Here is a 15,371-nt window from a genome sequence, read left to right on the forward strand (position 1 = left end):
GTTTAATAAAAACTTCAGTATTCAAAATTAGGTATAGAATAGGGATCAATCAAATAAATTGTTTCTTATTTTATAGGAACACGGTAATTATTGTTAAAATAATAACAGACAAAACGACACCTCTAGCCATTACCTCTTTGTTTGATTTTAATAAAATGGCAAATAGGATTAAGTCCAAAATGGAACCGAGTGTAACAAGTTTACCCAAAGAGCCTTGCGATTTCATAATTTGTACACCCGAAATAAAATTATATTGAGTTGCAAAAACAATAAATAAGTAACAACCAAGTAAGGAAGCTAAAAGACCAAGTAGGAACCCAATAAATAAGTCTGTTTTATTCATTCCAATTCCAGGTGTTAAGTTCTTGTGTTGCATGGTGAGCAGTTAAGTCAAATTGTACCGGAACTACTGAGATATATCCGTTTCCTAACGCCCATTCATCAGTATCTTCACCTTTGTCTTGGTTCACAAATTCTCCAGCAAGCCAGTAATAATCTCTTCCTTGCGGTGTTTGTCTTTTGTCGAATTTTTCAACCCAAAGTGCTTTTGCTTGACGGCAAATTTTTATCCCTTTGATGTTTTCTTTTTTTAATTTGGGAAAATTTACATTCAATACAACGTCTTTTGGCAATCCTTTTTCTAAAACCTCTGTTGTTATTTTTTTTACAAATGGTTTAATAGTTTCGAAATCAGCATTCCAATCATAATCTAAGAGTGAGAACCCAATGGCTGGAATGCCTTCAATTCCTGCTTCGACAGCAGCACTCATTGTACCTGAATAAATAACATTAATGGATGAATTTGACCCGTGATTAATTCCAGAAACACACAAATCAGGCTTTCTTTTTAATATTTCATTTACAGCTAACTTCACACAATCCACTGGAGTACCAGAGCAACTATATTCCGTAATTCGATCTGTGTCCTTTGAAATTTTATTTAGATATAATGTATTGTTGATTGTAATAGCATGTCCCATTGCACTTTGTGGCTTGTCAGGTGCGACAATTACAACTTCGCCAATTTCTGACATAACGTCAATTAATGCTCGGATACCTGGTGCCGAAACACCATCGTCATTTGTAATTAAAATTAAGGGTTTAACTTGAGTCATGATTTTATATTTTTAGTCTTCAAAATGGAATGAAAATTGGGGTCTATTTTATCAAACAAAGTAAAACAAAAAATAGTGATTGGCGAAGATATAAAGAGAAAACAAAAATCATTTTTTATATCTTTAACAAAAAATTATGGCGTGTCTATTATTGTTGGCACAGTTTTTACCGTAACTTAGTTTAAAAATTTTGGATGAATACTATTCTTAACTTTATGAAAAGAAATTATAAAATACTCCTTGCAATTGTTTTCCTTTCGGCTACATTATTTGCTTTTAAAATTAAATCTTCTAACGAGAATGATCCTGATAAAGATAAATTACTTTTAGAATTATTAACTTTTGTTATTGAAAAAGGACACTATAACCCTGCGGCAATTGATGATACATTCTCAAAAGGAATCTATAAAGATTATATTCAAGCTTTAGATCCCTCAAAACGATTTTTTCTTCAATCAGACATCGATGAATTTTCAAAGTATGAAACTGAATTAGATGATGAATTGATCAATAAGGATTTAACGTTCTTTAATTTGACGTATGATCGCTTGATGAAGCGAATGGAGGAAAGTAAAAAATTATACAAAGATATTCTTGCAGTGCCATTTGATTATTCAGTTGATGAAAGCTTTAACACGGATTATGTAAAAGCACCTTATGCTAAAAATAATGCTGAATTAAAGGATAGATGGCGCAAACAAATTAAATTATCTACACTATCTTCTTTGACAGACCGTCTTAGAATTCAAGAGAATAAAAGTAAAGGAATTACGGCATCAGCTGATTCTGATAGTTTAGTTGGCTTAAAATCTGGAGATAAAATTGACGATGATTTTTATAAAAAAAACAATACATCTGCTGATACAGGTAAGGTGAAAACGGTTGCTGAATTAGAAAAAGAAACTCGTGAAAGTGCTAAGAAATCACTTGATGAATATTTTGGTTTCATGAATGATTTGGATAGGAATGATTGGTTCTCTGTTTATGTTAATTCAATTACGGCTCGTTTTGATCCACATACTAATTATTTTGCTCCAGAAGAAAAAGAGCGTTTTGATGTTAGTATTAGTGGGAAGTTAGAAGGCATAGGTGCTCGTTTACAAAAGAAAAACGACTTTACAGAGATTTCTGAGTTAATTTCTGGTGGTCCAGCATGGAGAGGCAAACAATTAGAATCAGGAGATTTAGTAATGAAAGTAGCACAGGGAAATGCTGAGCCAGTAGATGTGGTAGGAATGCGTCTTGATGATGTTGTAAAAAAAATAAAAGGGCCAAAGGGAACTGAAGTTCGTCTTACCGTAAAAAAAGTGGATGGAACAATTAAAGTTATTTCTATAATTAGAGATATTGTAGAAATTGAGGAGACATACGCCAAGTCAAGTGTTGTAGAGAAAAACGGATTGAAATATGGTGTAATCTATTTGCCTAAGTTTTATATCGATTTTGAAAATAAAGACGGTAGAGATGCAGGTAAAGATATCGCTCTTGAAGTAGAACGACTTAAAAAAGCAGGAGTGAATGGAATCGTTTTGGATGTACGTGATGATGGTGGTGGATCTTTATCAACTGTTGTTGATATTGCTGGATTATTCATTGAGCAAGGTCCAATTGTACAAATTAAATCTGCTGGAAGAAAAAAAGAGGTTTTATTCGATAGAGATAGTAAAATAGAATGGGACGGTCCTTTAGTGATAATGGTCAATAGTTTTTCAGCTTCAGCTTCAGAAATTTTAGCGGCAGCTATTCAAGACTACAAAAGAGGAATTATTATTGGTAGTAAACAGACCTACGGTAAAGGAACAGTACAAAATGTGATTGATTTAAATCAGTTTGTACGTAATAGTTCAGTAGGAGATTTAGGTGCGTTAAAAACAACTACTCAAAAATTTTATAGAATTAATGGAGGTTCAACTCAGTTGGACGGCGTGAGTAGTGATGTAGTTATGCCAGATCGATATGCTTATTTAAAAATGGGTGAACGCGATGTTGATAATGCAATGCCATGGGATAAAATAGATCCAGCTACTTATACTGTTTGGAATAAAACAGAGAACTTTAATAAGGCTATTTTAAATAGTAAGACAAGAATTGAGAAAAACCCTCAGTTTAAATTAATTGAAGAAAATGCAAAATGGATTGATAGCAGAAGTGAAGATAACACCTATAGTTTGAATATAGATAAGTTTAAAATTGCTCAAAATGATATAGAGGAGAAGTCTAAAAAATACAGACCTATTTCGCAATACAAAAATACATTGCACTTTTCTTCGTTACCTTATGAAGTAGCTCAAATGGATAAAGACAGTATTTTGAAAGAGAAAAGAGATCGTTGGCATGAAGGATTATCTAAAGATATTTATGTAGAAGAAGCTTTGAATGTTTTGGATGATTTGCAATCTAAGCCTATCGTGAAGAAAAATATGTCAGAAAAATTAAAAAAAGAAAAACTGGCTAAATCCTAAAAAAAACTTTCATTTATATAGATCGGGGTCCAACTTTAAACATAAAGTTGGACCCTTTTTTAATATGTTTCAATACTTATTATTTATTCTTATGTTTATAGAAATTATTTAAGAACATGGGAAAACACATTTTTAAAGCAGTACTATTTATTTTAATTGGTGGTTTTGTTTCTTGTAAGATGGATAATAAAGAGGTAGATTCATTTTCTTTAGAACAAGTAAATAGCCCAAAAGAGATGGTTACTACTGCTTCAACGGAAAAGTTAACAAGTAGAACTGTTCTCGATTACTTACCTACATCTACAACTCACCAAGTCATTAAACATTCTTATTTCACACTCTCATATAATGAAGAAGCGGAGCAGGCTGAATGGTTGGCCTATCAGTTAAAGAAGGATTATGTGAAGAATAACAATTTTAAACGACCTTTCTTTATAGTTGATCCAAAAGTTAAAACAGGTTCTGCAGATTGGAGAAACTATAAGAAAAGTGGATATGACAAAGGGCATCTTTGTCCAGCAGGAGATATGGAGTTTGAAGAAAATGCGTATAATGATACTTTTTTCACTTCGAATATTTCTCCTCAAGACCATGAATTCAATGCAGGAATTTGGAATAGATTAGAGCAAAAAGTACGCTATTGGGCATCACGATATGACGGTGTTTATGTGGTTACGGGAGGAATTCTTAATAAAACTAGCAAGACTATTGGAACCCAAAAAGTAGTTGTTCCAGAATATTTTTATAAAATAATTTTAGATGATTCCAATGGTAATTATAAAATGATTGCTTTTTTAATTCCTAATAAAGGTAGTGATAAGCCATTATATACTTATGTAGTTTCAGTTGATAGTATTGAAAAGTTAACGGGCATAGATTTTTTCCCTAAACTAGATGATGAATTAGAATCAAGTCTAGAAAAACGAACTGATTATAAATCGTGGATTTTCAATTAACTCTACACTATATTTTACCATTCATTGACTTTGTTTGCATCCATCTTTAAAAAGATAAAAAGCAAAATAGTGAATCCCCAAAGACCAGAGCCTCCATATGAAAAGAAAGGTAAAGGCACCCCAATTGTTGGGAAAATGCCAATAACCATGGCGATGTTGACAAAGAAATGTATAAATAGAATTCCTGCTACACAATAACCATAAACTCTACTGAATTTCGTTTTTTGTCTTTCAGCAAGATAAATTACTCTTAGAAATAAACTCACGAATAGCGCAATTACTACTAGAGAGCCTGCAAAGCCCCATTCTTCTCCTACAGTGGTAAATATGTAATCAGTATGTTGTTCTGGTACAAAACCACCTTTTGTTTGCGTTCCTTCTAGAAAACCCTTTCCTAACCATCCTCCAGAGCCTATAGCAATTTCTGATTGATTCGTATTATATCCAATTCCCTTTAAGTCGACAGTTTTTCCCAATAAAATGTTGAAACGATCGCGGTGATGCTGTTTGAATACATTTTGAAACACATAATTTACGGATAAAACAAAGCCAGAAATGACTGAAAAAAGAATTGCACTTAAGACTATGTTTCTATCGCCAAGCCTTGATTTAAAATGAACGATTAAAATAACTAATAATGCTAATAGAATAACATATTGAGGTTCTAAGACAAGCGTTAATACAAATAAAAGGATAGTAACAAAACCAGTCCATACGTACCATGATGGAAGTCCTTCACGATATAAAACAATTATAAAAATACTATAAATAAGGGCACTTCCCGGATCGGGCTGTGGTAATATTAGAAGTACTGGAAGAAAAACAATTGCAAGTGCTTGTATTTGCCTGTTTACATCTTTTAGATTAATTTGTGAATCACTTAAATATTTTGCAATCGCTAGTGAAGTAGCTGCTTTCGCAAATTCAGAAGGTTGGATAGTGAAACTTCCGATGGCATACCAGCATCTTTGTCCTGCTATTGTTTTTCCAAAAAGGAAAAGCCCTGCCAAAGTAAGTAAAGCAAATCCAAAAATAATACTGGCATATTTTTCGTAAAACTTTCCGTCGATGGCCAGTATTATGAATATTAAAGGAATCGTTAGTAAGATAAAAACAAGCTGTTTTTGGTAAGTATCTTCAATAGAGGATAGAGATGATGAATAGATGTTTAACCATCCCATTATCACTAATACGCTATAAATGATGACACATGTCCAGTCAAGATTTTTCTTTATACTTTGGTTTTTCATTTGAAACGAATCGCTTATTAATTTTGATTTGTTGAGTCTATCTGAACAGTTGAATTTGTCGTTACCTTTAATTTAGATATTGAATCTTTAGGTGTTGTTTCAATGGCACTAGCTTCTTTCATTCCACCTAGTTTTGCATAGCGGTCTTTTAAGCTTCTTTCTAGTATTCTCTTTTCTAAATCGGTTCTTGTTATTTTTTTTCTTAGGTACTTTTCAATCATTAAACTCGCAATGGGACCTGCAATCGTAGCTCCGTACCCACCATTTTCGACAAGGATCGCAATTGCAATCTTAGGGTTGTCTTTTGGTGCAAAGGCAACAAAAATAGAATGATCTTCTAGTTTTACTCTTTTCCCATCAATTTTGGCATAATTTTCAGCTGTTCCTGTTTTACCACAAATGTCAATACCAGGTACATTAAGTCCTCTTGCAGTTCCTAAATTGTATACGTCAAACAAGCCACTTATCATTGGTTTGAAATATTTTTTGTCAATGGTGGTCTGATGTTTTACTTTGAATTTAGGATCTATATTTGTTCCTTTTATTTTTTTTATAATGTGAGGAGTATAGTAGTATCCTTCGTTTGCTACGGTAGCCATCATATTAGCTAATTGTATTGGTGTCATTAAAACTTCCCCTTGTCCAATAGAGTTTGAAATAATCGTTGTACTTCTCCATCCACCATTAGGGTAAATTTTCTTATATGTTTTAGAATCGGGAACATTTCCTCTTTTTCCAGTAGGTAAGTCGTATCCCATAAAATCACCCAATCCAAAACTTTTCACGTGATCGCTCCATACATCAACTGCATAGGCTGGTTTTACAAATTTGTTTATGGTACGCATATACACATTTGCAAAATAAGTATTACAAGAGTTATAGATTCCATTATGTAAATTATGAGGGCCAAAACCATGACATTTCATAAAACGACCTCGTGCATAACTAAAACCATGATGGCACATAAAAGAAGTTTGTTCATCAATAACACCTTCTTGCAGTCCAATCAATCCAGTCAGGATTTTAAATGGTGATCCTGGAGGATATTCCGCTAGTAATCCTCTATCATATAGCGGTTTTGCTATCGAGTCTCTATATAGTAAGGTGTAATTTTTAGAACGTTGTCTACCAACTAAAATAGAAGGGTCATAAGATGGAGCAGTTACTAGTGCTAATATTTCACCTGTACTAGGTTCAATAGCTACAATTCCACCTCTTTTATTTATCATTAGCTGTTCTCCATATCTTTGAAGTTCAGCGTCTAAAGTTAAATTGATATCCTCTCCTTGAACGGCAATCGTATCGTATTTTCCGTCTTTGTAAGAGCCTATTTCACGATTGTATTTGTCTTTCTGAAAGTATTTCACCCCTTTAATTCCGCGCAAAATGTTTTCATAGCTTTCTTCTACTCCTTGTTTTCCTATTAAGTCACCGCTGTTATAATATGGGTTTTTTGCTATTAATTTGTCATTAACCTGTGTGATAAAACCAAAAACATTTGCTCCAAAATCGACTTCATAGTCGCGTAGAGAACGTTTTTGAAAATAGAAACCTTCAAATTTTCGTATTTTCTCTTGAAAAGCAGCAAATTCACTTTTGTTTAACTGAGGTAAGAAAACAGAAGGCAAGCGTGGGCTGTAAATTTTAGCTTTTGCAATTTTTTTAATATAATCTTCTTTGGTGATATTTAGTAGTTGACAGAACTCTAAAGTATCGATATTCTTTAATTCTCTAGGAATTACCATGATATCGTATGACGCTTGATTTGCCACTAATAGTTTTCCATTTCTGTCGTAGATATAACCTCTTTCAGGGTAATCGTATTTTATCTTAATCGCATTATTATCGGATTTTAATTTGAAAGTATCATTGATAACTTGCAAATAAAAGATTCGAATCACTAGCAATGATGCTGCAACAATAATTAAAGAAGGCAGCAATAATTTTCTCATCGTTTGTTAGGCTTAATAAGGTAAATGATAATAATACAACTAATTATGGTAAAAACCGCACTCAAAAGTGTTCGGATTAATATGTCCAAAAAGAAACTGACTTGAAAAGCTTCTAATAAGAACATTGTTATATGATGAATAATAACAGAAAGGAATATAAACGAAAATCTTTCGGGTGTTAAAACATCATTAATTTTTATGGTCTGGTATTCATAACTCACTCCAAATGAAAATTTAAAAATGGATGGTCTCATGTATGCTAGGACTAAACAAGCAGTTGCGTGAACTCCGCCTGAATTTAGAAAAAGATCCATTGTCAAACCCAATAAAAAGCTAGCAAAAAGTAAGCCAGATTTGTTCCCGTTCACGGGGTATAATATTATAAATAAGATATACGGAAGTGGAATTATAAACCCCAGAAAATTCATATTGTTAAATATAATTATTTGGATGGCTAATAATAAAATAAACCGAGAAACATTGACTAACAAAGTGCTATTCATTTTTCGTTGTTTTTTCTAGGTTATTAAGTTCATCTCTATCTTTGCTTTTTATGATATAAACATGACCTAAATTAGTCATGTCGTTAAAAAGTTTAATATCTAAAGTATAATAATTGGTTTGATTATCAATATAAATTTTGTTAATCGTACCAATATTAATGTTTTCTGGAAAGATTACTGATTGTCCACCAGTAACTATCGTGTCTCCTTTTCTTACAGATGCAAGTCTAGGAACGTCTATCAATTGAACGTAACCTGTACTTTTTCCATTCCAAACTAAAGATCCAAAATGATTTGATTTTTTGATTTTAGCATTGATTTGAGACTTTACATTCAAAATGCTTATAACTGTAGAATAGCTTGGAGAAGTATTATCAATTATCCCTACTATTCCAAGGTTGTTAACGACTCCCATATCTGATTTAACTCCTTGAAGAGAGCCAGAGTTTAAGGTCAGGAAATTTTCATGAACATTATATGAGTTGTGTATTACTTTTGATACAATGATATCTTCAGGCAAGGTTGTTTTTTGATTTTCAAAATTTTTGATGGCAGAAGAGTCTACGGTTTTAAATAATAGACTTTTTAGTCTTGCATTCTCAATTGCTAATGCATCGTTTTGTGTTCTCAAATTGAAGTATTCACTTACATCATTGATTTTCTCATAAACACCCCCGCTTAAAAAATTAGCGGAACTTATTATTTTGCTTTTGTGATAAGAATGAGATTGTATCGTTAACGAAAACGAAAGGCATAATAACAGCAAAAACAGTATTCTATTACTGTTTTTAAATATAAAATTAAATATTTGCTGCATTTCTAAGTTTGTTATTTTGTTTCAAGATGTAATTTCATTAAACTTTAAAAATTATTTTCAGAGTTTAATGAAATTGTGCATCTAAGAAAGGTCTTATTTAATTAAGATACTTTTAAATTTTGTAATGTTTTTAAGTGCCATTCCTGTTCCACGAACTACTGCTCTTAAAGGGTCTTCTGCAATATAAACAGGTAAGTCTGTTTTTTGAGAAATTCTTTTATCTAGACCTCTTAACATTGATCCACCACCAGCAAGGTATATACCTGTGTTGTAAATGTCGGCAGCTAATTCTGGAGGGGTTTGTGATAGAGTTTCCATTACAGCGTCTTCAATTCTTTGAATTGATTTGTCTAATGCTTTTGCTATCTCTCTATAGGAAACTTCTACTTGTTTTGGTTTACCTGTAAGTAAATCTCTTCCTTGAACAGACATGTCTTCTGGAGGAGTTTCTAAATCTTCTATAGCAGCACCAATTTGGATTTTTATTTTCTCAGCAGTACTTTCTCCAACAAAAAGGTTGTGTTGTGTACGCATATAATATACGATGTCATTTGTGAAAACATCACCAGCAATTTTTACTGATTTGTCACACACGATTCCGCCTAACGCAATTACAGCAATTTCAGTAGTTCCACCACCTATATCTACAATCATGTTTCCTTTTGGTTGCATAATGTCGATTCCAATACCGATTGCCGCAGCCATAGGTTCATGGATTAGGTACACTTCTTTACCATTTACTCTTTCACAAGATTCCTTAACGGCTCTCATCTCCACTTCGGTAATTCCTGATGGAATACAAACCACCATCCTAAGCGCAGGAGTAAACATTCTTTTTTTCAATGCTGGTATGCTTTTTATAAACATACTAATCATTTTTTCTGAAGCATCAAAGTCGGCAATTACACCATCTTTCAAAGGCCTTATTGTCTTAATGTTTTCATGTGTTTTACCCTGCATCAAGTTGGCTTCTTTACCAACAGCGATTATTTTACCAGAAATTCTATCTCTGGCAACAATTGATGGGCTGTCTATTACAACTTTATCATTGTGTATGATTAAAGTGTTTGCGGTTCCAAGGTCTATCGCGATATCCTCGGTCATGAAATCAAAAAATCCCATAAGTTTTTCAGGGGTTTAAAAGTTAAAAATTAGGAGCATACAAAGTTAGACAAATTAATGTTTAAAATGACGTGTTCCTGTAAATACCATTGCAACTTTATTTTCATTACAATAGTTGATGCTTAATTCGTCTTTTATCGATCCTCCAGGTTGAATTACGGCTGTTATACCCGCTTTTTTTGCAATTTCCACACAGTCTGGGAATGGAAAAAAAGCATCGCTTGCCATTGAAGCGCCGTGTAAATCAAATCCAAATGTTTTTGCTTTTTCAATTGCTTGTAACAAAGCGTCTACTCTTGAGGTTTGTCCTGTTCCAGAAGAAATAAGTGTTCCGTTTTTAGCAAAAACGATCGTGTTAGATTTAGTATTTTTACAAACTTTAGATGCAAAAATTAAATCCTGAATTTCTTGTTCAGTAGGACTTGTTAGGGTAACGGTTTTTAAATCGTCTTTATTGTCTGTGATATTATTTCTTTCTTGAATAAGCAATCCGTTTAAACAAGTTCTCACTTGTTTTGCTGGTAAAGCGACTTCATTTTGAACTAATATAATTCTGTTTTTCTTTTCTTGTAAAATGCTAATTGCATCTGCATCATATTCAGGTGCGATAACAACTTCGCAAAATAATTTATTAATTTCGGTAGCAGTTGCTACATCAATTTTTGTATTTGCAATTAATACTCCACCAAAAGCGGATGTTGGGTCACAAGCCAGTGCAGCGTTGTACGCTTCGCTAATTGTATTTCTAGATGCTAATCCACAAGCATTATTGTGTTTTAATATTGCAAAAGTAGGACCGTCAGTTTTGAATTCATTAATTAAATTTACTGCAGCATCAACGTCAAGTAAATTATTGTATGATAATTCTTTACCGTGTGTTTTATTGAACATGGCGTCAAAATCACCAAAGAAATATCCTTTTTGATGTGGGTTTTCACCGTATCTTAAAACTTGACCATTAGAAATACTTTCTTTATAAATAGTTTCGTCAGTATTGAAATAATTAAATATTGCAGTATCGTAGTGTGAAGAAACGTGAAATGCTTTTGTTGCTAATAATTTTCTATCGGCAAGAGTAGTTGCTCCATTTTGTTTTGTAATTAAATCCAAGAGAGAACTATATTCATCTACAGAAGCTACAATGACAGTATCCTTAAAGTTTTTTGCAGCAGCACGAATTAAAGAGATTCCACCAATATCGATTTTTTCAATAATGTCAGATTCACTTGCTCCAGAGGCTACTGTTTTTTCAAAAGGGTATAAATCAACAATTACTAAGTCAATTTGCGGAATATTAAATTCTTCCATTTGTTGCACATCACTTGGATTGTCTTGACGATTTAAAATTCCACCAAAAACTTTTGGATGCAATGTTTTTACTCTTCCACCTAGAATTGAAGGGTATGATGTAACATCTTCAACTGGGATAACGGGGATTCCTAAGTTTTTTATAAAATCTTCAGTTCCTCCTGTTGAATAAAGTGTAACATTTTGACTATTTAGTAGTCTTACAATTGGTTCAAGGCCTTCTTTTGAAAAGACTGAAATTAACGCAGATTGAATTGTTTTTGTTGTGTTCATGTGTAGTTATAATTATAAAGTGCAAAAATAGTTTTTTAATGTGAAAATTGGACTATTTGAAAAAGAGATAATTTAGAAATTATACTGTTATTTTTATAAATGATGAAATAATGATGCTGAATTACAATGAATATTTATTTCATTAGGTTTTTGAATTTAATTTATAGAATTTTACTTTAATAGAAAATGTATTTTTATGCTAGTTTATCTACGATTATTGAAAGAGAGTTTTGGTTTTGCAATAAATGCATTAACAAACAATAAGTTAAGAACACTTCTTTCTTTGCTTGGTGTTACTATCGGGATTTTATCCATAATTGCAGTTCTGGCTGCAGTTGATTCTTTAGATAGAAAAATAACAAAGGATTTAAGTAGTTTAGATAAAAACACTATTTATTTAATGCGTTTTTCTTTTGGGCCCTCTGATATACCGCAATGGAAAAGAGAGCAGTTTCCCAATGTTAAATTTGATGAATATACCAATTTGAAAGAGTCGTTAAATAATACGGATCAAGTAGGGTATCAATTATTTGTAAAGCGCGAATCTATAAAATATGAATCGAAACTAGTGAGCGATGTAAATGTTGTTCCTGTATCTAGTGAGTTTATCGATATTCAAGGTCTTGAGTTTGAAGATGGTCGTTTTTATAATGAATCAGAGTCTAATTCTGGGACAGCTGTTATCGTTTTAGGCTATGAAATTGCTCAGGGACTTTTCGAAAATTCTAATGCTATTGGGAAAAATATTCGTTTATATGGGCAAAGGTTTACTGTTATTGGAGTATTGAAGAAACAAGGAGCGGGATTGTTTGGGGATAGTAATGATACATCTGTGTTTTTACCCGTTAATTTTTTAAGACGTTTGTATGGAGATAATAATGATGCAATGACTCCAGTTATTTTGTTGAAGCCTAATAAAGGGGTTGATATGGATGCTTATAAAGCGGAAGTGAGTTATAAATTAAGAAGTATGAGGGGATTGAAAGCAGGTGAAATTGATAATTTTTTCATCAATGTGTTATCTGGTTTTACAGATCTTATTGATGGTATTATTGGGCAGATGAATGTTGTGGGCTGGATAATAAGTGGTTTTTCATTACTTGTTGGTGGTTTTGGAATCGCTAATATTATGTTTGTTTCTGTAAAAGAGCGAACAAATTTAATTGGAATTCAAAAGTCTTTAGGTGCTAAAAATAGATTTATATTGTTTCAATTTTTATTTGAGGCAGTTATATTGTCTGTTATTGGTGGTGTAATTGGTTTGGTTTTAGTGTGGATTATTTCTGTTATTTTGACGAAAGTGTTGGACTTTGAATTTGTTCTAAGTATGGGGAATATTATGTTAGGAACTGGACTGGCTGCCTTAATAGGATTGATTTCCGGAATTCTTCCTGCTATTACAGCGTCAAAATTAGATCCTGTTGAAGCGATTCGAACTGGGATGTAGACTTAGGTTTTTAATAATAATAATAATAAATAAAAACAAAAAAATCCCATCTGTACAGATGGGATTTTTTGTTTTAGAAGTTTTAAAACTATCTTATAGTATTGTTTTGAATTAAATCAATGTACAAGTTAATCTTGTCTTTCAATTCTTTTCTGGCTGTTATAAAGTCTAGGAAACCATGTTCAAGTAGAAATTCAGCCGTTTGAAAACCTTCTGGTAAATCTTTACCAGTTGTGTCTCTTACAACACGTGGTCCTGCAAATCCAATTAAAGCTCCAGGTTCAGAGATGTTAATGTCTCCTAGCATAGCATAAGAAGCGGTTGTCCCTCCTGTAGTTGGGTCCGTACATAATGAGATGTAAGGAAGTTTAGCGTCTGCCAGTTGTGCTAGTTTAACAGAAGTTTTTGCTAATTGCATTAAGGAATAAGCAGCTTCCATCATTCTTGCACCACCCGATTTTGAAATCATAATAAATGGAAGTTTATTTTTGATAGCGTGATCAATCCCTCTTGAAATTTTTTCTCCAACTACTGCACCCATAGATCCGCCAATAAAAGCAAAATCCATACAGCAAATAACAACATCTTTTCCTTTTGATTTACCAACTCCAGTACGCACTGCATCTTTAAGTTTGGTTTTTTCCATAACATCTTTTAATCGATCTGCATATTTTTTTGTATCAACAAAATGCAAAGGATCTTTGGAAGTTAAGTTTTTATCTAATTCAACAAACTCATTGTTGTCAAACAAGATTTCGAAATAGGTAGCACTACCAATTCTAACATGAAAACCATCCTCAGGACTAACAAACAAGTTGCGTTCTAGCTCATCGGCATCAATAATTTTTCCTGTTGGAGATTTGTACCAAAGTCCTTTTGGGACATCCATTTTGTCTTCGGTAGCAGTAGTAATTCCTTTTTCTTTTCTTTTAAACCAAGCCATTTCTTAAGTGTTCAGTGTTCAGTAATCAAGTAATCAGTCAAGTCAATGTTTGTAGTCAGTTTTAGTACTCAGTAACCTATTACTGAATACTAAAAACTGAGTACGGAATACTTTTTATAGCGTATTCACATTGTTTAAGTCAGCAAATGCTTGTTCTAATCTTGCATTGAACGTCATTTCGCTTTCACGCATCCATTTTCTTGGATCGTAGTATTTTTTATTTGGTACATCAGAACCTTCTGGGTTTCCAATTTGGGTTTTTAAATAATCAATATTTTTAACCATATAATCACGAATACCTTCTGTAAATGCAAATTGCAAATCAGTATCGATATTCATTTTTATTACACCGTAGCTAATTCCTTCTCTTATTTCTTCTAAAGTAGAACCTGAACCACCGTGGAAAACGAAGTCAACTGGGTTGTTTCCAGTGTTGAATTTCTTTTGAACGAAATCTTGAGAATTTTTTAAGATTTTCGGAGTCAATTTTACGTTACCTGGTTTGTAAACACCATGTACATTTCCAAAAGCTGCCGCAATTGTAAACTTAGGACTTACTTTTGATAATTCTTCGTAAGCATAAGCAACTTCTTCTGGTTGAGTATAAAGTTTTGAGCTATCAACATCTGAGTTGTCAACACCATCTTCTTCACCACCTGTAATTCCAAGTTCGATTTCTAGTGTCATTCCCATTTTGCTCATTCTCTCTAGGTATCCTTTGCAAATTTCGATGTTTTCTTCGATAGGCTCTTCAGATAAATCGATCATATGAGAACTGAATAAAGGCTTTCCAGTTGTAGCAAAATGTTTTTCAGATGCATCTAATAATCCGTCAATCCAAGGTAATAATTTCTTAGCACAGTGATCCGTATGTAAAATTACTGTTGCTCCATAAGCTTCAGCCAAGGTATGAATGTGTAATGCTCCAGCAATTCCACCAGCGATAGCTGCTTTTTCACCTGCATTTGAAAGTCCTTTTCCAGCATTAAATTGAGCTCCTCCGTTTGAAAACTGGATGATTACTGGAGCATTTAATTTTGCTGCAGTCTCAAGAACGCCATTTATTGTGTTTGAACCAGTAACATTTACTGCAGGTAGAGCAAAGCCTTTTTCTTTTGCATAATTGAAAATTTCTTGAACTTGATCTCCTGTAGCTACGCCCGGTTTGATGTTATGTGCCATTGTAATTTTTTTTAGTTGTTTTTTTAGTTTTTAGTTTAAGA

13 protein-coding genes are annotated in these 15,371 nt (G+C 32.7%); 3 read left to right on the forward strand and 10 right to left on the reverse strand.

Annotation, left to right across the window (positions count from 1 at the left end; genetic code table 11):
• Positions 1 to 70: 70 nt before the first annotated feature.
• Both AB3G33_RS05685 and surE read right to left on the reverse strand, forming a co-directional pair.
• Entirely contained in the window at positions 71 to 376 is a 306-nt protein-coding gene (locus AB3G33_RS05685) for a hypothetical protein (RefSeq protein WP_367773286.1), read from the reverse strand.
• On the reverse strand, positions 336 to 1,115 hold the full coding sequence (surE, locus tag AB3G33_RS05690; protein ID WP_367756858.1) for a 5'/3'-nucleotidase SurE: 780 nt from the start codon (positions 1,113 to 1,115) through the stop codon (positions 336 to 338). The genes AB3G33_RS05685 and surE overlap by 41 nt, the downstream gene beginning before the upstream one ends.
• Positions 1,116 to 1,309: 194 nt before the next feature.
• Here surE and AB3G33_RS05695 point away from each other — a divergent pair, with 194 nt between their 5' ends.
• The gene (locus AB3G33_RS05695; RefSeq protein WP_367773288.1) at positions 1,310 to 3,577 is read left to right on the forward strand and encodes a carboxy terminal-processing peptidase; all 2,268 of its coding nucleotides are present in this window, start codon (positions 1,310 to 1,312) and stop codon (positions 3,575 to 3,577) included.
• 236 nt (positions 3,578 to 3,813) lie between these two features.
• A complete protein-coding gene (locus AB3G33_RS05700; protein WP_367774098.1) occupies positions 3,814 to 4,533 on the forward strand; it encodes a DNA/RNA non-specific endonuclease in 720 nt (239 codons plus the stop codon).
• A 14-nt stretch (positions 4,534 to 4,547) separates the two neighbouring features.
• On the opposite strand, the gene rodA is transcribed toward AB3G33_RS05700, so the two are convergent.
• The 6 genes from rodA to purH all read right to left on the reverse strand — a co-directional run bounded on the left by rodA (position 4,548) and on the right by purH (position 11,758).
• Positions 4,548 to 5,783, reverse strand: a complete 1,236-nt coding sequence (gene rodA / locus AB3G33_RS05705) for a rod shape-determining protein RodA (RefSeq protein ID WP_367756862.1) — start codon at positions 5,781 to 5,783, stop codon at positions 4,548 to 4,550.
• Positions 5,784 to 5,800: 17 nt separating this feature from the next.
• A complete protein-coding gene (mrdA, locus tag AB3G33_RS05710) occupies positions 5,801 to 7,735 on the reverse strand; it encodes a penicillin-binding protein 2 (RefSeq protein WP_367756864.1) in 1,935 nt (644 codons plus the stop codon).
• Complete coding sequence (locus AB3G33_RS05715; RefSeq protein WP_367773290.1) at positions 7,732 to 8,238, reverse strand: rod shape-determining protein MreD; 507 nt, start codon at positions 8,236 to 8,238, stop codon at positions 7,732 to 7,734. Before AB3G33_RS05715 ends, mrdA begins: the two co-directional genes overlap by 4 nt.
• The gene (gene mreC, locus AB3G33_RS05720) at positions 8,231 to 9,055 is read right to left on the reverse strand and encodes a rod shape-determining protein MreC (RefSeq protein WP_367773292.1); all 825 of its coding nucleotides are present in this window, start codon (positions 9,053 to 9,055) and stop codon (positions 8,231 to 8,233) included. The genes AB3G33_RS05715 and mreC overlap by 8 nt, the downstream gene beginning before the upstream one ends.
• Positions 9,056 to 9,148: 93 nt before the next feature.
• Entirely contained in the window at positions 9,149 to 10,177 is a 1,029-nt protein-coding gene (locus tag AB3G33_RS05725; RefSeq protein ID WP_367756870.1) for a rod shape-determining protein, read from the reverse strand.
• Between the two features lie 54 nt (positions 10,178 to 10,231).
• Entirely contained in the window at positions 10,232 to 11,758 is a 1,527-nt protein-coding gene (gene purH / locus AB3G33_RS05730) for a bifunctional phosphoribosylaminoimidazolecarboxamide formyltransferase/IMP cyclohydrolase (RefSeq protein ID WP_367773294.1), read from the reverse strand.
• Positions 11,759 to 11,954: 196 nt separating this feature from the next.
• Here purH and AB3G33_RS05735 point away from each other — a divergent pair, with 196 nt between their 5' ends.
• Positions 11,955 to 13,205 carry an ABC transporter permease gene (locus AB3G33_RS05735; protein WP_367773296.1) on the forward strand — a complete coding sequence of 417 codons (1,251 nt, stop codon included), beginning with the start codon at positions 11,955 to 11,957 and terminating at the stop codon, positions 13,203 to 13,205.
• 88 nt (positions 13,206 to 13,293) lie between these two features.
• On the opposite strand, the gene accD is transcribed toward AB3G33_RS05735, so the two are convergent.
• Both accD and fbaA read right to left on the reverse strand, forming a co-directional pair.
• Positions 13,294 to 14,148: an acetyl-CoA carboxylase, carboxyltransferase subunit beta gene (gene accD / locus AB3G33_RS05740; RefSeq protein ID WP_367756876.1), complete on the reverse strand. Its 855-nt coding sequence runs from the start codon at positions 14,146 to 14,148 to the stop codon at positions 13,294 to 13,296.
• 114 nt (positions 14,149 to 14,262) lie between these two features.
• Positions 14,263 to 15,330: a class II fructose-bisphosphate aldolase gene (gene fbaA / locus AB3G33_RS05745; RefSeq protein ID WP_367756878.1), complete on the reverse strand. Its 1,068-nt coding sequence runs from the start codon at positions 15,328 to 15,330 to the stop codon at positions 14,263 to 14,265.
• Positions 15,331 to 15,371 lie beyond the last annotated feature (41 nt).

Source organism: Flavobacterium sp. WC2421, from assembly GCF_040822115.1.
Taxonomy (GTDB): Bacteria; Bacteroidota; Bacteroidia; order Flavobacteriales; family Flavobacteriaceae; genus Flavobacterium.

Bases quoted from the DNA above. Each gene is read 5' to 3' on its own strand.
- mreC (WP_367773292.1), bottom strand. From the start codon at position 9,055: ATGCAGCAAATATTTAATTTTATATTTAAAAACAGTAATAGAATACTG.
- AB3G33_RS05700 (WP_367774098.1), top strand. From the start codon at position 3,814: ATGGTTACTACTGCTTCAACGGAAAAGTTAACAAGTAGAACTGTTCTC.
- mrdA (WP_367756864.1), bottom strand. From the start codon at position 7,735: ATGAGAAAATTATTGCTGCCTTCTTTAATTATTGTTGCAGCATCATTG.
- AB3G33_RS05685 (WP_367773286.1), bottom strand. From the start codon at position 376: ATGCAACACAAGAACTTAACACCTGGAATTGGAATGAATAAAACAGAC.
- AB3G33_RS05695 (WP_367773288.1), top strand. From the start codon at position 1,310: ATGAATACTATTCTTAACTTTATGAAAAGAAATTATAAAATACTCCTT.
- AB3G33_RS05735 (WP_367773296.1), top strand. From the start codon at position 11,955: ATGCTAGTTTATCTACGATTATTGAAAGAGAGTTTTGGTTTTGCAATA.
- accD (WP_367756876.1), bottom strand. From the start codon at position 14,148: ATGGCTTGGTTTAAAAGAAAAGAAAAAGGAATTACTACTGCTACCGAA.
- surE (WP_367756858.1), bottom strand. From the start codon at position 1,115: ATGACTCAAGTTAAACCCTTAATTTTAATTACAAATGACGATGGTGTT.
- rodA (WP_367756862.1), bottom strand. From the start codon at position 5,783: ATGAAAAACCAAAGTATAAAGAAAAATCTTGACTGGACATGTGTCATC.
- AB3G33_RS05725 (WP_367756870.1), bottom strand. From the start codon at position 10,177: ATGGGATTTTTTGATTTCATGACCGAGGATATCGCGATAGACCTTGGA.
- AB3G33_RS05715 (WP_367773290.1), bottom strand. From the start codon at position 8,238: ATGAATAGCACTTTGTTAGTCAATGTTTCTCGGTTTATTTTATTATTA.
- fbaA (WP_367756878.1), bottom strand. From the start codon at position 15,330: ATGGCACATAACATCAAACCGGGCGTAGCTACAGGAGATCAAGTTCAA.
- purH (WP_367773294.1), bottom strand. From the start codon at position 11,758: ATGAACACAACAAAAACAATTCAATCTGCGTTAATTTCAGTCTTTTCA.